Origin of the sequence: Pseudomonas sp. NPDC089569 (assembly GCF_050280625.1) — a bacterium.
In the GTDB taxonomy this organism is placed as follows: domain Bacteria; phylum Pseudomonadota; class Gammaproteobacteria; order Pseudomonadales; family Pseudomonadaceae; genus Aquipseudomonas.
Window position 1 is genome coordinate 11,959 of sequence record NZ_JBNNVQ010000020.1, and the last position, 23,238, is coordinate 35,196.

Below are 23,238 nucleotides of genomic sequence, written 5' to 3' on the forward strand. Positions count from 1 at the left end.
TTGATGCCTGAAACCCTGCCGGCGGGTGTCGCGCCAAGCGCACCCGCCAACCTGCGTCGACGATCTCGCGGTATTTTCGCGAACCGTGGCGGCGCCTGGGTGATCGGTTTGTCGGTGCTGGTTTCATTGCTGGCACTGCTGCCGATCGCGTTCGTCATAGGCGTATACCTGCAAACTGGCTGGGCCGCCCTGGTGCCATTGGTGTTCCGGCCACGGGTTGGCGAATTGCTGGTCAATACCGCTTTGCTGGTAGTGATCACCGTTCCGCTGTGCATCCTTTTGGGTGTAACGCTGGCCTGGCTGACCGAACGTACCGATTTGCCGGGACGACGCATGTGGTCGCTCCTGGCGACGGCACCGCTGGCGGTTCCGGCGTTCGTGCACAGCTATGCCTGGGTCAGCCTGGTACCACCGATACACGGGTTGTTTGCCGGGGTACTGGTATCGGTCATCGCCTACTTCCCGTTCCTGTACCTGCCGGTCGCCGCGACATTGCGCCGCCTGGACCCGGCCATCGAAGATGTCGCCGAATCCATGGGGCTCAAACCCTGGGCGGTGTTCTTCCGAGTGGTATTGCCGCAGCTGCGCCTGGCCATCTGCGGCGGTGCCCTGCTGGTCGGCCTGCACCTGCTGGCCGAATACGGCCTGTACGCGATGATTCGCTTCGACACCTTCACCACGGCGATCTTCGATCAGTTCAAATCCACCTTCAATGGGCCCTCCGCCAATCTGCTGGCGGGGGTACTGGCGCTTTGCTGCCTGGTGATGCTGTGCGCCGAGTCGGCCGCGCGAGGCAATGCCCGCTACGCCCGGGTGGGCTCCGGCAGCGCGCGGGAGCAACGGATCGTGTGCCTGAAAGCACCGGCCACTGCATTTTCACTGGTGCTACAGGCCGTCACCTGTGCCCTGGCACTGGGTGTGCCGCTGATTACCCTGGGCAAATGGCTGATTGCCGGCGGTGCCGAGGTCTGGGACCTGACCACGCTACTGCCGGCACTGGAACAGACCTTGCTGCTTGGCGTGGCCGGCGCCGCCTTGACGACCTGCGCAGCCATCCCGATCGCCTGGCTGTCGATTCGCTCCCCAGGTCGCTTGCAACGCATTCTGGAAAGCTGCAATTACATCACCAGCTCCCTGCCGGGAATCGTGGTGGCGCTGGCGCTGGTCACCGTGACCATCCATTTCGCCCGGCCTATCTACCAGACCACCATCACCGTATTGCTGGCCTACCTGTTGATGTTCCTGCCCCGCGCCCTGGTCAGCCTGCGTGCAGGCATTGCCCAGGCACCGGTGGAGCTGGAAAACATGGCCCGCAGCCTTGGCCGCTCGCCGGCCCGGGCATTGTGGCTGATTACCCTGCGCCTGGCCGCGCCAGGGGCTGCCGCAGGCGCGGCACTGGTCTTCCTGGCGATCACCAATGAACTGACCGCCACCCTGTTGCTGGCCCCCAACGGCACACGTACGCTGGCCACCGGTTTCTGGTCGTCGACCAGCGAAATCGATTACGCCGCCGCGGCCCCTTACGCGCTGCTGATGATTGTGCTGTCGCTCCCGCTCACCGGGATCCTTTACCACCAATCCAAGAAAACGGCTGGCCGATGAACGCTCTGGAACTGCATTCGATCTCCAAATCCTACGGCGCCCAACGTGCCCTGGAAAACATCAGCCTGTCGGTGCCCACCGGCAGCCGCACGGTCATTGTCGGGCCCTCGGGATCAGGCAAGACCACCTTGCTGCGGATGATCGCCGGCTTCGAGTTTCCCGATTCCGGGCGCTTGTCGCTCAACGGCCAGACCCTGGTCGACAGCACCCACGAAGTACCGGCGCACCAGCGCCTGATTGGCTATGTGCCGCAGGACGGCGCGTTGTTCCCGCATATGACGGTGGCGGCCAATATCGGCTTCGGCCTGGCGACCAAGGGCAGCGAAAGGCAGGAACGTGTTGCGCAATTGATGGACAGCGTTGCTCTGGATGCCAGCATGGCCCAGCGCTGGCCCCACGAACTGTCCGGCGGCCAGCAGCAACGGGTTGCCCTGGCACGGGCCCTGGCGCAGCAACCGCGACTGATGTTGCTGGACGAGCCGTTTTCCGCCCTCGACACCGGCCTGCGCGCCAACATGCGCAAACTGGTTGCGCGACTGCTGGCCGACGCCGGCGTGACCACCATCCTCGTCACCCATGACCAGAGCGAAGCGCTGTCCTTTGCCGATCAACTGGCCGTGATGCGCAACGGCAGGCTGGTGCAATCAGGTCATCCGCTGGATCTTTACCGTTATCCCGACGATGTCCAGACCGCGCTGTTCCTGGGCGATGCCGTGGTCATGCCCGCTCGCATCGAGGCCGGCTGGGCCCATTGCGACCTTGGCCGGATCCCGGTCAATAATCACCGCAACAACAGCGCGGCACAGATCATGCTGCGCCCCGAGCAGTTGCAGGTCGCCAGTGTCCTGCCCAATGGCGCGGAAGTCACCGGTTGCCGCGCAGTGATCACGGATCGTGATTTCAGTGGCAATACCTGCACCCTGACCGTGGAATTACAGAACTCGGCACCCGGCGAAGAATCGGGGCGATCACTGCTGGTGCGCAGCTCCGGCATGTACGCGCCACCGGCCGGTAGCGCAGTGCATGTCTCGACCATCGGCCACGCCCATGTGCTGAGCGAGGCCTGAAGGCCTCCCGTCAAAGATCGAAGCGATCCACCGCACGGCGCCGCTCATTGTCATCGCGAACATCGTAGTTGGCGGTGGTCTGGATGTTGCTGTGGTGGGCCAGCTTCTGAGCGATCGACAGATCGTGCTCCTCGATCACCCGAGTGATGAACGAACGACGGAAATCGTGGGGCATGATCTTCACCCCCACCTGCGCGCCGCGTTGCCGGGCAATATAGTAGATCGCATGTTTGGTGATGCGCTCGCGGGTGATATGGCTGCCGCGTCGAATACGGTTGAACAGGAAAGCGTCGTCCGCCTCGCCTTCCTTGAGCTGTGATCGGCGCAACTCCAGCCAGGCATCGAGCCTGGCAAACGCCCAGGCCGGCGCGTACTTGATCAACTGCTTGTTGCCCTTGGCGGTAACCCGCAGGCTGCGCTCGTTGAAATCGACCTCACTCAAGTCAAGGTTCACCGACTCCGACTTGCGCATGCCCGACCCGTAGAGAATCCCGATGATCGCCGCATCCCGCAGCCCTTGCGGTCGTGGATCGGCGGCGCAAACCTCCATCAGTTCCTGAATCAGCGAGCGTCGCAGGTTGCGTCCCTGGGACAGACGCGTACCGGAAATCCCCTTGACCGAACGCATTTTCAGCAGGTGCTCCTGAGTGATCAGGCTCATGCGCCACGCTTCATTCATCACACCGCGTACGGCATTGACATAAAGCGAAGAAGTGTTCGGTGCATAACCATCGGCCCGCAGGGTTGCCACCAGCGCAATGACATCTTCGGGCTGCAACCCATGCCAGGGAATTTCCTCGATATCCATGTCTTCGAAACCCAGGCGGTCGGCGGCGTCCTGCAAGACATAACGCATGGTCAACTGGCTGGACGGCGCCAATCGGGCGAGATATAAAGTCAGCGGGTTGACACCGGGGAGATGCGAATCAATAACGGGTAAGTCAATCAAACGATACGGCCTTGAGTAAAAACGGATCAATAAAACAACTAAGAACTGGGATATAGTTCATGTAAAGGAAGACACTTCTGTAAGAAGGTTCTACTTGGTTACGCGATAAACGGTAGAAGTCTGAACACTTGCTTAATAGCGTTGAGATAAACGTTTCGCCGACCGTTTTTTCATGTTTATTTCACAAAATTAAGCATACGCTCATACCGATACGGTGTGAGATTTGCTAGGGTTCCAACCTGCCTTCCATGGCCGCGAATGTCAACCGGTGCCTTTTACCGCCCAATCGACTAACTATTTGATGCAGCTTTCGTTTTTTGCGTCTACGCTGTTGCTGGATCCAATTTTTGGCCTCAAAGGCTACTCAATTTTTCAGCCCCGAGGTTTCCATGAGTGAGGCTTTTCTCCCGTTTTCCCGCCCGAGCATCGGCGACGAAGAGATCGCTGCCGTAGAGCAGGTCCTGCGTTCGGGCTGGATTACGACCGGGCCGAAAAACCAGGCACTGGAAGAACACTTCGCCAATTATGTCGGCTGCCGCCATGCCGTTGCGCTGTCCTCGGCGACCGGTGGGATGCATATCACTTTGCTGGCACTGGGCATCGGTCCGGGCGATGAAGTCATTACTCCCTCACAAACCTGGGTCTCCACGGCGAACATGATTTGCCTGCTGGGCGCCACGCCGGTGTTCGTCGATGTCGACCGCGACACGCTGATGAGCGATGCCGCCACTATCGAAGCGGCGATCACCCCGCGCACCAAAGCGATCATCCCGGTCCATTACGCCGGCGCCGCGTTCGATCTCGATCCGCTGTATGCGCTGGCCGACAAACACGGTATCGCGGTGATCGAAGACGCCGCCCATGCCGCTGGCACCCGCTACAAGGGGCGCCCCGTCGGCGCCCGCGGCACCGCGATTTTCTCGTTTCATGCCATCAAGAACATGACCTGCGCCGAAGGCGCGATGTTCGTCACCGACGATGAAGCCCTCGCCTCGCGCGTTCGCATGCTCAAGTTCCATGGTCTTGGGGTCGACGCCTACGACCGTCTGACCCACGGCCGCAAACCCCAGGCACAGGTGGTGGAACCGGGGTTCAAATACAACCTGGCCGATATCAATGCCGCCATCGCCCTGGTGCAATTGCAGCGACTGGACGAAATCAATGCCAAACGCACGGAGTTGGCCGGCACCTACCTGCAACGCCTGGAAGGCTTGCCGGTGCAACCGCTGGCCATTCCCGCCCATGCGCAAACCCATGCCTGGCACCTGTTCATCCTGCGCATCGACGCAGAACGCTGCGGCCTGGACCGCGAGGCGTTCATGAAGGCCCTGCAGGAACGCAATATCGGCACCGGCATCCATTTCATCGCCACGCACCTGCACACGTATTACCGTCAACGCTTTCCTGATATTCATTTGCCCAACACCGAATGGAACTCGGCGCGGCTGTGTTCGATTCCGTTGTTCCCCGACATGACCACCGATGACGTCGAACGCGTCGTCGGCGCCATTGAAAACTGCCTGGACACAAGCCTGTGAGACCTTACCCCATCAATTTCGTGTCGATCGTAATCCCGGTCTACAACGAACAAGCCAGCCTGCCGGAACTGTTGCGTCGTACTGAAGCGGCGTGCCAGCAGCTCAGCCACCCTTACGAGATCGTACTGGTCGACGACGGCAGCCGCGACGACTCCGCCGACATCCTGGAGCAGGCCGCCTCCCGGCCGAACAGCCCGGTGGTCGCGGTCATCCTCAACCGCAACTATGGCCAGCACGCGGCAATCATGGCCGGGTTCGAGCAGAGCAAGGGCGATGTGGTGATTACCCTCGACGCCGACCTGCAGAACCCGCCCGAGGAGATCCCGCGCCTGGTCGCCCAGGCCGAACTGGGCTACGACGTGGTCGCCACCGTGCGCAACAACCGTCAGGATTCGGCTTTGCGCCGCTATCCGTCGAAACTGATCAACCTCGCCGTGCAGCGCTCCACCGGCGTGGCCATGAGCGACTACGGCTGCATGTTGCGCGCCTACCGCCGCACCATCGTCGACGCCATGCTCGCCTGCCGCGAGCGCAGCACCTTCATTCCGATCCTGGCCAACAGCTTCGCCCGGCACACCACCGAAATCCTCGTGAACCACGCCGAGCGTGAACACGGTGATTCCAAGTACAGCCCGATGCGCCTGATCAACCTGATGTTCGACCTGGTCACCTGCATGACCACCACGCCCCTGCGCCTGCTGAGCATCATCGGCTTCGGCATGGCGGGCCTGGGCGTGCTGTTCGCCCTGATCTTGATTGTCCTGCGCCTGGCACTGGGCAGCAGTTGGGCCGGCGACGGTACATTCGTACTGTTCGCGGTGCTGTTCGTGTTCACCGGCGGCCAGTTCATCGGCATGGGCCTGCTGGGCGAATACCTGGGTCGCATGTACAGCGATGTGCGTGCGCGTCCGCGTTTCTTTATCGAAAAGGTCCTGCGTAGCCAGCCGACCTCTCCTGTTTCCGTGGTCGACGACCACACTTCCACTTCTCCAGATCGGGTTCTCCCATGACTGTAAAAGCTGTTGTCTTCGCCTATCACGATATTGGCTGTGCCGGCATCGAAACACTGCTCGAAACCGGTTACGAAATCGCCGCCGTCTTTACCCACGCCGACGATCCCAAGGAGAACGCCTTCTACGGTTCCGTGGCTCAGCTGTGTGCACGCAAGGGCATTCCCGTGCATGCACCGGAAGATGCCAACCACCCGCTGTGGATCGAGCGCATCGCCAAACTCGACCCGGACTACATCTTCTCCTTCTACTACCGCAATCTGCTGAGCGAGCCACTGCTGGCCACCGCCCGCAAAGGCGCATTCAACCTGCACGGTTCGTTGCTGCCACTGTATCGCGGTCGCGCTCCGGCCAACTGGGTGCTGGTCAACGGTGAAAGCGAAACCGGCGTCACCCTGCACCGCATGGTCAAGCGCGCCGACGCCGGCGCCATCCTGGCCCAGAAAAAAGTGGCCATCGAGCGCAGCGATACCGCGCTGAGCCTGCACGGCAAGTTGCGCGTGGCCGCCGCCGACCTGCTGCGTGACACCTTGCCGCTGCTTCAGCAGGGCAAAGTCACCGAAACCCCGCAGGACGAGTCCAAAGCCACCGTATTCGGCCGTCGCACCCCAGCCGACGGCAAACTGGTGTGGAGCAAACCGGCAGAAGAACTGTTCAACCTGGTTCGCGCCGTGACCCAGCCGTACCCGGGCGCGTTCTGCGCCGTGGGCGAGCACAAGCTGATTGTCTGGAGCGCCGAAGTCGCCAAGGGCAACGAAGGCCAGGCGCCTGGCCGCGTGATCAGCGTCGATCCGCTGCGTATCGCCTGCGGTCAAGACTCGCTGGTGATCAACGCCGGCCAGCGCAACGACAACGGCCTGTACCTGAGCGGCCCGCAATTGGCCAATGAGCTGGGCCTGGTTGACGGTTCCGTGCTGCGTGGCGCCGAATCCGGCCGCGCACCGCGTCGCACCCGCGTGCTGATCCTGGGCGTCAACGGCTTTATCGGCAACCACCTGTCCGAGCGCCTGCTGAGTGACGACCGCTACGAAGTCTATGGCCTGGACATCGGTTCGGACGCCATCGACCGTCTGCGCGACCACCCACGCTTCCACTTCGTCGAGGGCGATATCAGCATTCACTCCGAGTGGATCGAATACCACATCAAGAAGTGCGACGTGGTCCTGCCGCTCGTGGCGATCGCCACGCCGATCGAATACACGCGCAACCCGCTGCGCGTGTTCGAACTGGACTTCGAAGAAAACCTCAAGCTGGTTCGCTACTGCGTCAAGTACAACAAACGCGTGATTTTCCCGTCGACCTCGGAAGTCTACGGCATGTGCCAGGACCCGAACTTCGACGAAGACAGCTCCAACCTGGTGGTCGGCCCGATCAACAAGCAGCGCTGGATCTACTCGGTCTCCAAGCAACTGCTCGACCGCGTGATCTGGGCTTACGGCCAGAAAGGCCTGAACTTCACCCTGTTCCGTCCGTTCAACTGGATGGGCCCGCGCCTGGACCGTCTGGATTCGGCACGTATCGGCAGTTCCCGCGCCATCACCCAGCTGATTCTCAACCTGGTGGAAGGCACGCCGATCCGCCTGTTCGACGGCGGCGAGCAAAAACGCTGCTTCACCGACATCGCCGACGGTGTCGAGGCACTGGCACGAATCATCGATAACGACAACGATGTCTGCAACGGCCAAATCGTCAACATCGGCAACCCGGACAACGAAGCGAGCATCCGCCAGCTGGCTGAAGAGCTGCTGCGTCAATTCGAAGCTCACCCGCTGCGCAACAACTTCCCGCCGTTCGCCGGTTTCCGCGACGTGGAAAGCAAGGCGTTCTACGGCGGCGGCTACCAGGACGTGTCCCACCGCAAGCCAAGCATCGCCAACGCCAAGCGCCTGCTGAACTGGGAGCCGACCGTTGAAATGCGCGAGACCATCGGTAACACGCTGGACTTCTTCTTGCGTGAAGCCATGCTCGAAATCGCGGACAAGCGCTGATGCAGGCAGGTTTGCGCATCGATGTCGATACCTACCGCGGCACCCGTGAAGGTGTGCCGCGGTTGCTGGAACTGCTGGACGAAGCGCAGATCAAGGCAACGTTTTTCTTCAGTGTCGGCCCGGACAACATGGGCCGGCATCTGTGGCGCCTGATCCGCCCGCAATTTCTCTGGAAAATGCTGCGCTCCAACGCTGCAGGTCTCTACGGCTGGGATATTCTCCTGGCCGGTACGGCATGGCCCGGCAAGCCCATCGGCCGCGACCTGGGGCATCTGATGCGCCAGGCCCGCGACGCCGGGCACGAGGTCGGCCTGCACGCCTGGGATCACCACGGCTGGCAGGCCAATGCCGGGCGCTGGAGCGATGCGCGGTTGTTCGAGCAGGTCCGTCAGGGTGTCGATACGCTCCAGGACATCCTCGGCGAACACATCTGGTGCTCGGCCAGTGCCGGTTGGCGTGCGGACGAACGCGTGATCGAAGCCAAGCAAGCGTTTGGCTTCCGTTACAACAGCGATTGTCGGGGCCAAAGCCTGTTTCGGCCGATCCTGGCCGATGGTCGCCCGGGTGTTCCGCAGATTCCGGTAGACTTGCCGACCTTCGACGAAGTGGTCGGTCCGGAGGTCGCCGCCAAGGATTTCAACGCGTTCATTCTTGATCGATTCTCCCCCGAAAAACTCAACGTCTACACGATCCACGCTGAAGTAGAAGGGATTCTGATGGCTAACGATTTTCGCCAACTGCTGGCCGATGCACGCCAGCGGGGCATCCATTTTCAACCCTTGGGCGACCTGTTGCCCGAATCCCCCGGCAACCTGCCGAGTGGCCGAGTGGTACGTGGTGCCCTGCAAGGCCGTGAAGGCTGGCTGGGAGTGCAAGGCGCATGACCAGACGCTGGGCGTTACCGCTGTTGCTGGCCATCATGGGGCTGGCGTTCCTGCTGCCGCTGGGCAGCCATGGCTTGTGGATTCCCGACGAAACCCGCTACGCCCAGATCAGCCAGGAAATGCTCCTGAGCGGAAACTGGGTTTCGCCGCACTTCATGACCGTCCGCTATTTCGAAAAACCGGCGGCCGGTTACTGGATGATCGCCCTGGGTCAGGCGCTGTTCGGGCAAAACCTGTTCGGCGTGCGCTTCGCATCGGCACTGAGCACCGGCCTGAGCGTGTTGCTGTGCTACCTGATTGCCCGACGCTTGTGGAACGAGCCGCGCAAGAGCTTCGTCTGCGCGCTGTTGTACATGAGCCTCACCGTGATTGGCGGCCAGGCCGGGTATGCCAACCTCGATCCGCAATTCACCTTCTGGGTCAACCTGAGCCTGGTGGCCCTGTGGTTCGCTCTGGACAGCACCGGTCGCGGTCAGCGCCTGACGGCCTGGGCGGTGCTGGGACTGGCCTGCGGCATGGGTTTCATGACCAAGGGCTTTCTCGCCTGGGCATTGCCGGTGCTGGTCGCCCTGCCCTGGATCGTCTGGCAGAAACGCTGGCGCGACCTGCTGACCTGCGGACCGATCGCGATTGTCGTGGCCATTGTCGTCAGCCTGCCCTGGGTCCTGGCGGTGCACGCACAGGAGCCCGACTACTGGCGCTTCTTCTTCTGGCATGAACACATCCGCCGCTTTGCCGGGGAAGACGCCCAGCACAATGCGCCGTGGTGGTACTACCTGCCATTGCTGGTGGCCTTCAGCCTGCCGTGGGTGGCGTTGCTGCCTGCCGGATTGAAGCAGGCCTGGCAAACCAGGACCCAGCCTCACATTGCCTTCCTGTTGTCCTGGCTGATCATGCCGCTGATCTTCTTCAGCCTGAGCAAAGGCAAGTTGCCCGCCTACATCCTGCCATGCCTGTTGCCATTGGCCTTGCTGCTGGGCCACGCACTGGCCGACCGCTTGAAACTGGAACAGGGTCGCATCCTGGGTATCAATGGCTTGCTCAATCTGGTGCTGGGCGTGGTCGTTCTGCTGGCCCTGGTCTACCTGCAACTGAAAAAGCCGATATACGACCATGAGCTGCACAATCTGGTACTCGTATTCATCGGCCTGACCGGCTGGATCATCGCCAACCTGCTGCAGGCTTTCAGGCCATTGCAATGCTGGGCCGCACCGGCCTTCGGCAGCCTGCTGCTGATCGGGCTGATACCGGCTGCATTGCCCAACTCGGTGGTGACCAACAAGATGCCGGACCAGTTCATCCTCCAGCATCTGGACGAACTGAGCCAGACCGGGCAGTTGCTGAGCAACGACCTGGGCGCCGCATCGGCCCTGGCCTGGCGCCTGAAACGTCAGGAGGTGGCGTTCTACAACACCATCGGCGAACTCAAATATGGACTTGAATACCCGGATTCGATCCAGCACCGAGTCGATCCCCACCAGATACAGGACTGGATGAGCAAGGCCCGCCAGAATGGCTCGGTGGGCGTGGTCATGCGCGTCAAGGGTGACGACGAGCTGCACGAACTCGACCAGTTGCCCAAGGAAGGCCAGCGTTACGAGCAAGGCAACCTGGTGATTCTGATCATCCCCCGGGCGACGCCATGAGCCTGCTGTTGCTTTTGGTTGCTTGCCTGCTGACCTGCCTGGGCCAGATCGCGCAGAAATATGCGGTGGAAAGCTGGCGCGGGCGGGAATCGGGCTGGGGCGAGAAATTGCGCTCGCCGTGGCTGTGGCTGGCACTGGCGGCCATGGGCTCGGGGTTGCTGGTGTGGCTGCTGGTGCTGCAACGCCTTGAAGTCGGCATTGCCTATCCAATGCTCAGCCTCAATTTCGTGTTGATCACGCTCGTCGCCCGCTTCGTGTTCCAGGAGCACATCGACCGCCGTCATTGGCTCGGTGTCGCCCTGGTCATCGGCGGCGTGGCACTGCTGGGGCAACACGCATGAGCCAGCGCCGCGGAATCACCTTTGCCCTGGGCAGCGTCCTGCTGGTCAGTGCCGCCCAACTGGGCATGCGCTGGAGCATGAGTCGCCTGCCACAACCGGATCAATGGCTCAGTGCCCACATCGACCTGTCCGCCATCGCGGTGGTGCTGGCGGCCATCGTCGCCTATGGCCTGTCGATGCTCTGCTGGCTAGTCGCCCTGCGCGACCTGCCCCTCGGCCGGGCCTATTCGCTTTTGAGCATCAGCTACGCGCTGGTGTACCTGGCCGCCGCCAGCCTGCCGTTGTTCCATGAAGAATTCAGCCTAAACAGAAGCCTCGGAGTGGCCCTGGTCATCCTTGGCGTCATCACAATCAACTCTCGATCTACTCGCGCGCCCGAACTGAGGAGTGCCCAATGAAAATCAGCGTATTTGGTAGCGGTTACGTAGGACTGGTACAGGCAGCCGTTCTGGCTGAAGTCGGTCACGACGTCGTTTGCATGGACATTGACGAAAACAAAGTCGCCCTGCTCAAGCAAGGCCATGTGAGCATTTTCGAACCCGGGCTGGCCAGCCTGGTACGCGAGGGCCTGGACCACAAGCGGTTGCAGTTCACCAGCGACGAAAAATTCGCCGTGCAACACGGCCAGGTGCTGTTCATCGCGGTCGGCACGCCCTCTCGCGACGACGGTTCGGCGGATCTGAGCTACGTGATGTCGGTGGGCGACGCCGTGGCCCGCCATCGCGAAAAACCCTTGATCCTGGTGGAGAAATCCACCGTACCGGTGGGCACGGGCGACGCGTTGCGCGCGCACATCGACAAATGCCTGGTCGAGATCGGCCGCGAGCTGAAGTTCGATATCGTCTCCAACCCCGAGTTTCTCAAGGAAGGCTCGGCGGTCTCCGATTGCCGTCGTCCCGACCGCATCATCATCGGCTGCGAAGACGAAGAAGTGCGTGACGTGATGCGAGATCTGTACGCACCGTTCAACCGCAACCACGACCGCGTCATGTTCATGGACCTGCGCAGTGCAGAGCTGACCAAATACGCCGCCAACTGCATGCTGGCGACCAAGATCAGCTTCATCAACCAGATCGCCGAACTGGCCGAGCACCTGGGCGCCGACATCGAGTCGGTACGTCTGGGCATCGGTGCCGACTCGCGCATCGGTTACCACTTCATCTACCCAGGCTGCGGCTATGGCGGCTCGTGCTTCCCCAAGGACATGCGTGCCCTGATCCACAGCGCCGAAGAGGCCAACTGCTCCAATGACCTTCTGCAAGCGGTAGAAGCGATCAACGAACGCCAGAAACACAAGCTGTTCGAACGCATCAAGGCGTTCTACAAGGGCGAACTGCAAGGCAAGACCTTTGCGTTGTGGGGCCTGGCGTTCAAGCCGAACACCGACGACATGCGCGATGCCCCGAGCCGCGTGCTGCTGGAGTCGCTGTGGGCCGCTGGCGCGAACGTGCGAGCGTTCGACCCTGAAGCCATGCAGGAAACCCAGAAGCTGTATCCCGATCAGGAGAAGCTGATGCTCATGGGCACGCCGGAATCGGTGTTGACCGGTGCCGATGCACTGATCATCTGCACCGAGTGGCAACAGTTCAAGGCGCCGGATTTCGACCTGATCCAGCAACGCCTCAATGCACCGGTGATCTTCGACGGGCGCAACCTCTACGATGCCGATCGCATGGCGCGCAACGGTTTCACCTACTTCCCGATGGGTCGTGGTGAGTCGCGCAATCTGCCGATCCCGCACCAGCAATGGACCACTGCTTCTGTAGAAGGTTAATCACCATGACCCCCGGCATTCGACAGCAATCCCTTGGGCTGGGTCTTCTGGCCCTTGTGTTGTTCAGTGCCGGGGTCTATCAACAGGCGGCAATCGGTTTCGATTCGCGGTTTGTATTGTTCGCCCAGGAAATGCTGCGTCACGGGCTATCGTTTTTCCCGACGACCTATGGCGAGCCTTATGCCGACTACTCGGCGTTATCGACCGTGTTCATCTGGCTGCTGTCCCTGCCTTTCGGGCAGGTCAACAGCCTCAGTGCCTGGTTGCCTAGCGCCATCGCCGCAACGGTCATCGTGACCTTGATGTACCGCTTGCTGGCGCCCTATTCCAAACGCTGGGCGTTGCTGAGCATCGCCCTGATGTTGCTGACCAACACCTTTGTCACCGAAACCCGCGCCGTGTCCCTGGACCTGATGCTGGCGGCTGTCGCGTTTGCCGTGTTCTACCTGGGTTACGTTGCCGATCACTTCGACAAACCCCGCAGGCTCGGCCTCATCTTTGCCCTGCTCGTGCTCGGTTTCGGCATTCGTGGCCCCATGGGCCTGGTCGTGCCAACCGCCATGCTGTGCAGCTACTACCTGCTCAATCGTCAATGGCACCGGTTTTTTACCTTTGGCGTACTGGCCACGATTGTGCTGGCGGCCTGCATCGGCGTGCTGCTGTGGCTGGCCCACACCAGCGGCGGCCCGGCCTTCGTGCAAGACGTGATTCGCATGCAATTCACCGGCCGCATGGATGGCAGCGAAGGCGCCAACGATGTGCTGTATTACTTCACCAGCTCCGTAGGCAACTACGCACTGGCCTATCCATTGGCAATACTGGCCTTGATCGCGACCTGCATGTCTGCGCGTCAGGCGGGGCCTTCATTGCGACTGGTGCAATATTGCGTCGCCGCCGCATTGATCGTCATGATCGGGCTTTCCATTCCCCTGGCCAAGAAGGCCCGTTACATGCTGCCGATGCTGCCCATGGCGGCCATCATTGCCGCGTACCCCTTTGCCGTGGCCCAGGGGCGTGTGTTCGGCTGGTTGAGGGGGGTGATGCAAGGACTGTGGCTGGTGATCCCGGCCTTGCTGATCGTCGCCTTGCTGGTCGCCCGTCGACACTTTCCGCAAGAACTGCACAGCCTTGCTCCAACGCTGATCATTCTTGGCGTCGTGCAAGCCATCGCATTGGCCCTGCTCATGAAACCCCACTGGCGAGCGCAAGGATTGGCGGCCTGTGCAGTGGTGGGGCTGTGGTCTTTTTATGCACTCACGGTCGAACCCCTTGAGCGTCGACTCTATGACACCCGCAATTTCAGCGAGACCACTTATGCCATGATCCAGAAAGATCCGGCGCCGCTGGTCATGTATGACATGACCAAGGATGGCAAGGGCATCAAGTTCATGGTCAATATTGGCCACGACTTGCAGCCGCTGTTCATCCCGTCGGTTGCGGGACTGGAAGGCCTGCAGGGTCCGTTATGGCTGATGATGGATGAAAAGGCGTATCAAGGCCTTCAGGGCACGCCGTTTGGTGAATTGAAACCCGTGTTGAGCGGCAGCTTCGATAAAAACGATGTCGTCCTGCTGCACCGCCCCTGATCCCACGGTACTGTCGGTCAACCAACGCTGAAGGACCAGGGCATCGACAACAGGTCTTTATAAGGACATTTGCAGCGCCGTGGCCACCTACTCGCTTGTCATTCGCCGGCTGATGATCGTTTCGCTGACCATCGTCGTCAGTCGCGCCATCATCAGTCCGCTGCTCACACTGTTCCTGAGCAACCAGCTGGGACTCAATCCGCAGGATGTCGGCTTGCTGCTCGGCATTGCGGTATTCATCGCCACCCTGCTCGCCCTGTACGGCGGCTACATCATCGATCGCCTGGAAAAGCGTCGATTACTGATCCTGACGATGCTCTCCAGCGCCATTGGCTTTGTGCTGTTGACCTTCGCCCACAACCTCTACCTGTGCACCGTCATCCTGGTGATCACCGAAACCGCCTCGGCATTGTTCCTGATCGCGTCGAAGGCAATCCTCAGCGAAAACCTGCCTGTCAGCCAACGCGCCAAGGCATTTTCGCTGAACTACACCCTCACCAATATCGGCTACGCCGTCGGCCCCATGGCCGGCGTGACGGTCGCCGGGGCTTATGCACCGGGGCCATTCCTGATTGCCGGCGGCATTGCATTTTTCAGTATGTTCCTGATGATCGGCATCCCCGCAGGCAGCGCACAGACGCCGGCCGGCGGCCAACCGCAGAGTTTCCTCAAGACCCTGGCGGCCTTGAAGAACGATCGCACGCTGATCATGTTCACCGGCGGTTGCCTGCTCAGTACCGTCGTGCACGGGCGCTTCACGCTGTACCTGTCGCAATACCTGCTGGTCACCCGCGATTCGGCCTACACCCTGGAAATCATGGCCGCCCTGCTCGCCTGCAATGCAATCACCGTGATTGTCTTGCAGTACCAGATCGGTCGCTTGCTCAAACGCGAGCAGTTGCGCTACTGGATCGTCGGCGGCACCGGCCTGTTCATCCTCGGGCTGATCGGCTTCAGCCTGGCGGACAGCCTGCTGGCGTGGTGCGTGGCGATGTTCATTTTCACCCTCGGGGAGATGATCATTTATCCGGCCGAATTTCTGTTCATCGACACCCTGGCCCCCCAGGCACTGCGCGGCAGCTATTACGCGGCACAGAACCTGGCAGCCCTCGGTGGCGCGCTGAGCCCGGTGATTTGCGGCTTCCTGTTGATGCACTCGCCGGCGCCCACCATGTTCTATGCCCTGAGTGCCCTCGCCGCGACAGGTGGACTGCTGTGTTTCCTGAGCGGCCGGCGCGTGGAATTACATCAGAATTAATGAACTGAACATTCATTAATATGAATTTGTCAGCATCCGTGAGGATCGGCACACTGTCGCCGTTCCTTCCCCCTTTGTTGGAACAACTTCAAGGGCTTTCTGGATATCCCAGGCAAGCCCTTTTTTTCCTTATGTTTTTACAACGCAATGGTTCTCGTCATGCTCGCTCGCTGGTTGCCCGCCGCCATCAACACCCGCCCCTCGGAATGGAGCCGTGCCGCCATTGGCATGTCACTGGGCACCCTGTTCAGCGTCTGGCTCTGCGCTCAGGTGTTCGGCATCGAGGTGGCGCAACATCTGGTCGGGCCTCTGGGGGCCTCGGCAGTGTTGTTGTTCGCGGTCTCCTCCGGCGCGCTGGCGCAGCCCTGGTCGATACTCGGCGGTTATCTGTGCGCTGCGGTGATGGCGTTGCTGGTGGCCCATGTGCTGGGCCGAACGCTGGGTGACGCTTGCCTGGCGGCCGGCATGGCGCTGATGTTGATGTGCTGGCTGCGCTGCCTGCATCCACCGGCCGGAGCGCTGGCATTGCTGCTGGTACTGGCGGACCCGGCGACGGCTGCCATGGACTGGAAAGCGCTTGGCCCTGTAATGCTTGCAGCCTCCACCATGCTGCTCAGTGCACTGGCCTACAACAATCTGACCCGCGTGCGCTATCCCAAGCGCCCCGCCGAACCGGTCCCGATGGTTCCCGCCGACCATCCGCCCACCGACACGCAGGCCATCACCGCCCAGGACCTGAAGCTGGCCCTGGCCGATATGGAAGCCTTCTACGACATCACCCCCGAAGACCTCGAGCAACTGATCCACGCCAGCGAACTGCATGCCAAGCGCCGCAGCATCGGCGAGGTCCTGGGCCGCAAACCCCTGTAGGAGCGAGCAAGCTCGCGATGGTGGTGAACGATAACGCGTCATACCTGATGCCCAGCGGCGCGAGTGAGTTTCTTCGCGAGCTTGCTCGCTCCTACAGGACTGCGTAATCCCCATGCATTTGTGCAGACAGACGCTGCACATATCCCCGTTGTACATCACAAATTTGCACTGCTACGATCCTGCATCGCTCGCGCGCGAGCTTCTCGATAAAGAACAATAAAAGCAGGGAGTTAGTGATGACTGCTCAGGTTTCTTCTCCGGGTAACCGGTCCATGGATGCCATGCCCAATGAAGTGCTGGCCGACGTCCGCAACCACATCGGTCACCTGACCCTCAACCGCCCCGCCGGTCTCAACGCCCTGACCCTGGACATGGTCCGCCAGCTGCAACGCCAGCTCGACGCCTGGGCCGAGGACGACCAGATATTGGCCGTCGTTCTTCGCGGTGCCGGCGAAAAAGCCTTCTGCGCCGGGGGCGACATCCGTTCGCTGCACGACAGCTACAAACAGGGCGACACCCTGCACGAAGACTTCTTTGTCGAGGAATACGCCCTCGATCTGGCTATCCACCACTACCGCAAACCCGTACTCGCCTTGATGGACGGGTTCGTCCTGGGCGGCGGCATGGGCCTGGTGCAAGGCGCGGACTTGCGGGTGGTCACCGAACGAAGCCGGCTGGCGATGCCGGAGGTCGGCATCGGCTACTTCCCTGATGTCGGCGGCAGCTATTTTCTGCCGCGCATTCCCGGCGAACTGGGCATTTACCTAGGGGTCAGCGGTGTGCATATCCGCGCCGCCGATGCCCTCTACTGCGGCCTGGCCGACTGGTATCTGGACAGCGGCAAACTGGCCCTGCTGGACGAACAACTCGATCAATTGCAATGGCACGACACGCCGCTCAAGGACCTGCAGGGCCTGATGGCAAGGTACGCGGTGCAGCAACTGCCCGACGCGCCGCTTGCCGCCTTGCGCCCGGCCATCGACCACTTCTTCGCCCTGCCCGATGTGCCGAGTATTGTTGAGCAATTAAGGCAAGTGACGGTCGCCGACAGTCATGAGTGGGCTATCGCCACCGCCGACCTGCTCAAGACCCGCTCCCCCTTGGCCATGGGCGTGACCCTGGAAATGCTGCGACGTGGTCGGCAATTGAGCCTTGAACAATGCTTTGCCCTTGAGCTGCATCTGGACCGCCAGTGGTTCGAACGCGGCGACCTGATCGAAGGCGTGCGTGCCCTGCTGATCGACAAAGACAAAGCGCCGCGCTGGAACCCGCCGACCCTCGAACAACTGACGGGTGAACGGGTGGCGAGCTTCTTCAACGGGTTTGAGCAGAACGGGAACTGAGCCATGAACGATATCGAACTGAGCGAAGAACAAATCATGATTCGCGACATGGCCCGGGATTTCGCCCGTGGCGAAATCGCCCCTCATGCGCAGTCCTGGGAAAAGGCCGGCTGGATCGATGACGCCCTGGTGGCGAAAATGGGCGAGCTCGGCCTGCTGGGCATGGTGGTTCCCGAAGAATGGGGCGGCACCTATGTCGACTATGTGGCCTATGCCCTGGCCGTGGAGGAAATCTCTGCCGGCGACGGCGCCACCGGCGCCATGATGAGCATCCACAACTCTGTGGGCTGCGGGCCGGTGCTCAACTACGGCAGCGAAGAACAGAAACAGGCCTGGCTGGCGGATCTGGCCAGCGGCCAGGCGATCGGTTGCTTCTGCCTGACCGAACCCCAGGCAGGCTCCGAGGCGCACAATCTGCGCACCCGCGCCGAGCTGCGTGACGGCCAGTGGGTGATCAACGGCGCCAAGCAGTTTGTCAGCAACGGCAAACGGGCCAAGTTGGCGATCGTATTCGCCGTGACCGATCCAGACCTTGGCAAACGCGGAATTTCGGCCTTCCTGGTACCGACCGAGACCGAGGGTTTTATCGTCGACCGCACCGAACACAAGATGGGCATCCGCGCGTCCGACACCTGTGCGGTCACGCTCGATAACTGCACCATCCCTGAAGCCAACCTGCTGGGCGAGCGCGGCAAGGGCCTGGCCATCGCCCTGTCCAACCTCGAAGGCGGCCGCATCGGCATCGCCGCCCAGGCGCTGGGCATCGCCCGTGCGGCATTCGAAGCCGCGCTGGCCTATTCGCGCGATCGCGTGCAATTCAACAAGCCGATCATCGAGCACCAGAGCGTCGCCAACCTGCTGGCAGACATGCACATGCAACTGAACGCGGCGCGCCTGATGATCCTGCATGCCGCGCGCCTGCGCAGCGCCGGCAAGCCCTGCCTCTCGGAAGCTTCGCAGGCCAAGCTGTTCGCCTCGGAAATGGCCGAGAAAGTCTGTTCGTCAGCGATACAGATCCATGGCGGTTATGGGTATCTGGAGGATTACCCGGTCGAGAAGTACTACCGGGATGCGCGTATCACGCAGATCTATGAAGGGTCGAGCGAGATTCAGCGGATGGTGATTGCCCGCGAGCTGAAAAACTACCTGGTGTGAAGCCCTGTAGGAGCGAGCACGCTCGCAATGCAGGTCAACGATGACGCGGGCTACCTGACACCCCGCGGGGAATGTGCCCTCATCGCGAGCAGGCTCGCTCCCACAGGTTCCTGGGTGTTCACAGCATTTGTGAACAACATGAACCACTGTGGGAGCGAGCCTGCTCGCGATGGCGTCAACCGGAACGCCGCATCACTTGCCCTGGAACTGCGCCTCGCGCTTGGCAATGAACGCCGCCATCCCTTCCTTCTGATCCTGTGTCGCAAACGCCGCATGGAACACCCGACGCTCGAAGCGCACGCCTTCGGACAGGCTCACCTCAAAGGCACGGTTGACGCTTTCCTTGACCATCATGGCGATCGGCAGGGACTTTTTGGCGATCAACGCCGCGACTTTCAGCGCCTCATCGAGCAACTCATCGCTCGGCACGATGCGTGCCACGATGCCGCAACGCTCCGCCTCGACGGCATCGATCAGGCGCCCGCTCAGGCACATTTCCATGGCCTTGGCCTTGCCCACGGCGCGAGTCAGGCGCTGGGTGCCGCCCATGCCCGGCAAGACACCGAGGTTGATTTCCGGCTGACCGAATTTGGCGTTGTCGCCGGCCAGGATGAAGTCGCACATCAGCGCCAGTTCGCAGCCACCGCCCAGGGCGAAACCGTTGACCGCGGCAATGATCGGCTTGCGGCGGTTGGCCACGCGATCGCTGTCACTGAACAGGTCGTCGAGGTAGATCTGCGGGTAGGTCAGCTCGGCCATTTCCTTGATGTCGGCACCGGCGGCGAACGCCTTTTTCGAGCCGGTCAGCACGATGCAGCCGATGTTCGCATCGGCTTCCAGGGCATCGAGGGCGTGATTGATCTCGCCGACGATCTGCGAGTTCAACGCGTTCAGCGCCTGCGGACGGTTCAGGGTAATCAGGCCGACACGGCCGTGGGTTTCCAGCAAAATCGTTTCGTAGCTCATTATTGTTTTCTCAAAGATTGCGCGAAATAACCATGCGTTGAATATCGCTGGTGCCTTCATAAATCTGGCAAACCCGCACGTCACGGTAAATCCGTTCCAGCGGGAAGTCGTTCAGGTAACCGTACCCGCCCAGGGTTTGCAATGCCGAAGAGCAGACCTTCTCGGCCATTTCCGAGGCGAACAGCTTGGCCATCGAGGCTTCGACCAGCGCCGGTTTGCCACTGTCACGCAGGGCCGCAGCATAGTGCACCATTTGCCGGGCCACGGCGATCTGCGTGGCCATGTCCGCCAGGCGGAACGCCACCGCTTGATGCTCGATGATCGGCTTGCCGAAGCTTTCGCGCTCACGGGCGTAGTCGCGGGCCGCTTCGAACGCGGCACGAGCCATGCCCACCGATTGCGAGGCGATACCGACACGCCCGCCTTCGAGGTTGGCCAGGGCGATCTTGTAGCCCTCACCCTCCTCGCCCAGTCGATTGGCCACCGGCACTTTCACATCCTCGAACAGGATCTGGCAGGTGTCGGACGCATGCTGGCCGAGTTTGTCTTCGATCCGCGCGACTTTGTAGCCCGGCGAATCGGTCGGCACGATGAACGCCGTGATGCCGCGCTTGCCGGCATTCGGATCGGTCACCGCGAACACGATCACCACACCGGCGTTCTGCCCGGAGGTGATGAACTGTTTGCTGCCATTGAGCACATAGTGATCGCCATTCAAGCGAGCGCGGGTTTTCAGGCCGCTGGCGTCGGAACCGGCCTGGGGCTCGGTCAAGGCGAACGCGCCCAGCATCGCTCCGCTGGCCAGGGGTTTGAGAAAGCGCTCTTTCTGTTCGTCGTTGCCGTAATTGAGGATCGGCACGCAACCCACCGAGTTGTGCACGCTCATGATGGTCGAGCAGGCGCCATCGCCGGCGGCGATTTCTTCCAGGGCCATGGCATACGCCAGGTAACCGGTGTCGCAACCGCCCCACTGCTCCGGCACCAACATGCCAAAGAAACCCAGCTCGGCCATCTCGCCGATGGCTTCCTTGGGGAAACGGTGTTCACGGTCCCAGTCGGCAGCGAAGGGTTTGAGCCGCTCTTCGGCAAATTGCCGGGCCATGTCGCGAATCTGTTGTTGGTCGTCATTGGGAATCATGACAAGTCCTTGATCGGGTTCAGATACATAACCTGTGGGAGCGAGCCTGCTCGCGATAGGGCCCGGTCAGTCAACACCATCGTTGAATGACACACCGTTATCGCGAGCAGGCTCGCTCCCACAGAGACTGGCGTCAGGCTCAATACAGGCATTCCACGGCCATGGCCGTGGCTTCGCCGCCGCCGATGCAGATGGCGGCAACACCGCGTTTGAGGCCCTTCTGGCGCAGGGCCGAGAGCAGGGTCACCAGAATCCGCGCGCCGGACGCGCCGATCGGATGGCCCAGGGCACAGGCACCGCCGTGCACATTGAGCTTCTCATGGGGGATTTCCAGCTTGGTCATGGTCACCAGGCTGACCACGGCGAAGGCCTCGTTGACCTCCACCAGGTCGACGTCGTTGAGCGACCAGCCGGTTTTCTTCATCAGTTTCTGGATCGCACCCACGGGCGCCACCGGGAACAGGCTCGGGGTGTCGGCGAACGCCGCATGCCCGTGAATCACCGCCAGTGGCTTGAGGCCACGTTTATCGGCTTCGGAGCGGCGCATCAGCACCAGCGCCGCCGCGCCGTCGGAGATCGAGCTGGAATTGGCGGCGGTCACCGTACCGCCGTCGCGGAACGCCGGCTTGAGCGAGGCGATCTTGTCCAGTTTGGCTTTCGGCGGCTGCTCGTCGTTGCTGATGACCACCTGCTCCTTGCCGACGGTCACGGTCAGCGGGACGATTTCGTCCTTGAAGCTGCCGTCCTTGATCGCCTGTTGAGCGCGCGTGGTCGAGGTGATGGCGAAGGCGTCCTGGGCTTCACGACTGAAACCGTTGGTTTCGGCGCAGTCCTCGGCGAAGGTGCCCATCAGGCGCCCCTTGTCGTAGGCGTCTTCAAGACCGTCGAGGAACATCGAATCCAGCACCCGGCCATGCCCCATGCGATAGCCGCTGCGGGCGCGGTCCAGCAGATAAGGTGCGTTGGACATGCTTTCCATGCCACCGGCGACGACCACCTCGGCGCTGCCGGCGACCAGCATGTCGTGGGCCAGAATGGTGGTTTCCATGCCCGAGCCGCACATCTTGTTGACGGTGGTGCAACGGGTCGACTTGTCCAACCCGGCCCCTAATGCGGCTTGACGTGCCGGCGCCTGGCCGAGACCTGCTGGCAGTACGCAACCAAACAGCACTTCATCGACCGCGTCGTTGGCAACACCGGCACGCTCCACCGCAGCCTTGATCGCGGCAGCGCCCAGTTGCGGCGCGGTGAGGCTTTTCAGTTCGCCCTGGAATCCGCCCATCGGGGTACGGACGGCGCTGACGATGACAATCGGATCGTTGGAAAGGCTCATGACATTCGCTCCTTACTTGGCGGCCATGCGCAAGGCGCCGTCGAGACGGATCACCTCACCATTGAGCATGCTGTTTTCAATGATATGCCGCACCAGCGCGGCGTACTCGTCCGGCTTGCCCAGGCGTGGCGGAAAAGGCACACCGGCGGCCAGCGAGTCGCGAACTTCCGGCGTCATGCCGGCCATCATCGGTGTTTCGAAAATGCCTGGAGCGATGGTCATCACGCGGATACCGAAGCGCGCCAGTTCACGGGCCGCGGGCAACGTCAGGCTGACAATCGCGCCCTTGGACGCGGCATAAGCGGCCTGGCCGATCTGGCCATCGTAGGCCGCCGCCGAAGCGGTATTGATGATCACGCCGCGCTCGCCGCCGGCATCCGCCTCGCTTTCGGCAATCGCCGCCGAGGCCAGGCGCAGCATGTTGAAACTGCCGATCAGGTTGACGTTGATCACCTGGCTGAAACTGGACAGCGCATGCGGACCGTTCTTGCCGAGGATCTTTTCGCCGCGCACGATGCCGGCGCAGTTGACCAGGCCATTGAGGCCGCCGAAGGCCTTGACCGTGGCTTGCACCGCTGCTTCGGCCGCCGCTTCGTCACTGATGTCCGCGACCACGCTCTGCGCACCCAGCCGCTGGGCCTGCGCCGCGACCGCCTCGGCGTTCATGTCCACCAGCATGACTTTGGCACCGGCGCCGACCAGCATTTGCGCGGTGGCCGCACCCAGGCCGGACGCACCGCCGGTGACGAGAAAAACCTTGTTTTCGATCTGCATCATTGTTTCCTTGGAT

20 protein-coding genes are annotated in these 23,238 nt (G+C 61.6%); 15 read left to right on the forward strand and 5 right to left on the reverse strand.

The window, feature by feature from the left end:
• Positions 1-3 precede the first annotated feature (3 nt).
• Both ACQKP2_RS11555 and ACQKP2_RS11560 read left to right on the forward strand, forming a co-directional pair.
• On the forward strand, positions 4-1,602 hold the full coding sequence (locus ACQKP2_RS11555; RefSeq protein WP_427576480.1) for an ABC transporter permease: 1,599 nt from the start codon (positions 4-6) through the stop codon (positions 1,600-1,602).
• Positions 1,599-2,669 carry an ABC transporter ATP-binding protein gene (locus tag ACQKP2_RS11560; protein WP_427576482.1) on the forward strand — a complete coding sequence of 357 codons (1,071 nt, stop codon included), beginning with the start codon at positions 1,599-1,601 and terminating at the stop codon, positions 2,667-2,669. Before ACQKP2_RS11555 ends, ACQKP2_RS11560 begins: the two co-directional genes overlap by 4 nt.
• A 10-nt stretch (positions 2,670-2,679) precedes the next feature.
• Here the strand turns inward: ACQKP2_RS11560 and ACQKP2_RS11565 are convergent, their stop codons facing one another.
• Positions 2,680-3,618 carry a site-specific integrase gene (locus ACQKP2_RS11565; protein WP_427576483.1) on the reverse strand — a complete coding sequence of 313 codons (939 nt, stop codon included), beginning with the start codon at positions 3,616-3,618 and terminating at the stop codon, positions 2,680-2,682.
• 389 nt (positions 3,619-4,007) lie between these two features.
• On the opposite strand from ACQKP2_RS11565, the gene arnB reads away from it, so the two are divergent.
• The 13 genes from arnB to ACQKP2_RS11630 all read left to right on the forward strand — a co-directional run bounded on the left by arnB (position 4,008) and on the right by ACQKP2_RS11630 (position 19,011).
• Positions 4,008-5,156 (forward strand): UDP-4-amino-4-deoxy-L-arabinose aminotransferase, encoded by a 1,149-nt coding sequence (arnB, locus tag ACQKP2_RS11570; RefSeq protein WP_427576484.1) that lies wholly within the window; start codon positions 4,008-4,010, stop codon positions 5,154-5,156.
• Positions 5,153-6,166, forward strand: coding sequence for an undecaprenyl-phosphate 4-deoxy-4-formamido-L-arabinose transferase (gene arnC, locus ACQKP2_RS11575; RefSeq protein ID WP_427576486.1), 1,014 nt, complete (start codon positions 5,153-5,155; stop codon positions 6,164-6,166). The genes arnB and arnC overlap by 4 nt, the downstream gene beginning before the upstream one ends.
• Positions 6,163-8,154, forward strand: a complete 1,992-nt coding sequence (gene arnA, locus ACQKP2_RS11580) for a bifunctional UDP-4-amino-4-deoxy-L-arabinose formyltransferase/UDP-glucuronic acid oxidase ArnA (RefSeq protein ID WP_427576487.1) — start codon at positions 6,163-6,165, stop codon at positions 8,152-8,154. Before arnC ends, arnA begins: the two co-directional genes overlap by 4 nt.
• On the forward strand, positions 8,154-9,038 hold the full coding sequence (gene arnD / locus ACQKP2_RS11585; RefSeq protein ID WP_427576488.1) for a 4-deoxy-4-formamido-L-arabinose-phosphoundecaprenol deformylase: 885 nt from the start codon (positions 8,154-8,156) through the stop codon (positions 9,036-9,038). Before arnA ends, arnD begins: the two co-directional genes overlap by 1 nt.
• On the forward strand, positions 9,035-10,684 hold the full coding sequence (arnT, locus tag ACQKP2_RS11590; protein WP_427576489.1) for a lipid IV(A) 4-amino-4-deoxy-L-arabinosyltransferase: 1,650 nt from the start codon (positions 9,035-9,037) through the stop codon (positions 10,682-10,684). Before arnD ends, arnT begins: the two co-directional genes overlap by 4 nt.
• Positions 10,681-11,025 (forward strand): 4-amino-4-deoxy-L-arabinose-phosphoundecaprenol flippase subunit ArnE, encoded by a 345-nt coding sequence (gene arnE, locus ACQKP2_RS11595; protein ID WP_427576491.1) that lies wholly within the window; start codon positions 10,681-10,683, stop codon positions 11,023-11,025. Before arnT ends, arnE begins: the two co-directional genes overlap by 4 nt.
• The gene (gene arnF / locus ACQKP2_RS11600) at positions 11,022-11,423 is read left to right on the forward strand and encodes a 4-amino-4-deoxy-L-arabinose-phosphoundecaprenol flippase subunit ArnF (RefSeq protein WP_427576495.1); all 402 of its coding nucleotides are present in this window, start codon (positions 11,022-11,024) and stop codon (positions 11,421-11,423) included. Before arnE ends, arnF begins: the two co-directional genes overlap by 4 nt.
• A complete protein-coding gene (locus ACQKP2_RS11605; RefSeq protein WP_427576496.1) occupies positions 11,420-12,799 on the forward strand; it encodes a UDP-glucose dehydrogenase family protein in 1,380 nt (459 codons plus the stop codon). Before arnF ends, ACQKP2_RS11605 begins: the two co-directional genes overlap by 4 nt.
• A gap of 5 nt (positions 12,800-12,804) precedes the next feature.
• Complete coding sequence (locus ACQKP2_RS11610) at positions 12,805-14,385, forward strand: ArnT family glycosyltransferase (RefSeq protein ID WP_427576498.1); 1,581 nt, start codon at positions 12,805-12,807, stop codon at positions 14,383-14,385.
• 79 nt (positions 14,386-14,464) lie between these two features.
• On the forward strand, positions 14,465-15,643 hold the full coding sequence (locus tag ACQKP2_RS11615; protein WP_427576499.1) for an MFS transporter: 1,179 nt from the start codon (positions 14,465-14,467) through the stop codon (positions 15,641-15,643).
• A 159-nt stretch (positions 15,644-15,802) separates the two neighbouring features.
• Positions 15,803-16,513 (forward strand): HPP family protein, encoded by a 711-nt coding sequence (locus ACQKP2_RS11620; protein ID WP_427576500.1) that lies wholly within the window; start codon positions 15,803-15,805, stop codon positions 16,511-16,513.
• A 236-nt stretch (positions 16,514-16,749) separates the two neighbouring features.
• Positions 16,750-17,856 (forward strand): enoyl-CoA hydratase/isomerase family protein, encoded by a 1,107-nt coding sequence (locus ACQKP2_RS11625; RefSeq protein ID WP_427576502.1) that lies wholly within the window; start codon positions 16,750-16,752, stop codon positions 17,854-17,856.
• 3 nt (positions 17,857-17,859) lie between these two features.
• Positions 17,860-19,011, forward strand: coding sequence for an acyl-CoA dehydrogenase family protein (locus ACQKP2_RS11630; RefSeq protein WP_427576503.1), 1,152 nt, complete (start codon positions 17,860-17,862; stop codon positions 19,009-19,011).
• 192 nt (positions 19,012-19,203) lie between these two features.
• Here the strand turns inward: ACQKP2_RS11630 and ACQKP2_RS11635 are convergent, their stop codons facing one another.
• From ACQKP2_RS11635 to ACQKP2_RS11650, 4 genes are all read right to left on the reverse strand, one after another.
• Positions 19,204-19,977 (reverse strand): enoyl-CoA hydratase, encoded by a 774-nt coding sequence (locus ACQKP2_RS11635; protein ID WP_427576505.1) that lies wholly within the window; start codon positions 19,975-19,977, stop codon positions 19,204-19,206.
• A 10-nt stretch (positions 19,978-19,987) separates the two neighbouring features.
• Positions 19,988-21,115: an acyl-CoA dehydrogenase gene (locus ACQKP2_RS11640; protein WP_427576507.1), complete on the reverse strand. Its 1,128-nt coding sequence runs from the start codon at positions 21,113-21,115 to the stop codon at positions 19,988-19,990.
• A 139-nt stretch (positions 21,116-21,254) separates the two neighbouring features.
• Positions 21,255-22,448 carry an acetyl-CoA C-acyltransferase gene (locus ACQKP2_RS11645; RefSeq protein WP_427576509.1) on the reverse strand — a complete coding sequence of 398 codons (1,194 nt, stop codon included), beginning with the start codon at positions 22,446-22,448 and terminating at the stop codon, positions 21,255-21,257.
• A gap of 12 nt (positions 22,449-22,460) precedes the next feature.
• Complete coding sequence (locus ACQKP2_RS11650) at positions 22,461-23,222, reverse strand: SDR family NAD(P)-dependent oxidoreductase (protein ID WP_427576510.1); 762 nt, start codon at positions 23,220-23,222, stop codon at positions 22,461-22,463.
• Positions 23,223-23,238 lie beyond the last annotated feature (16 nt).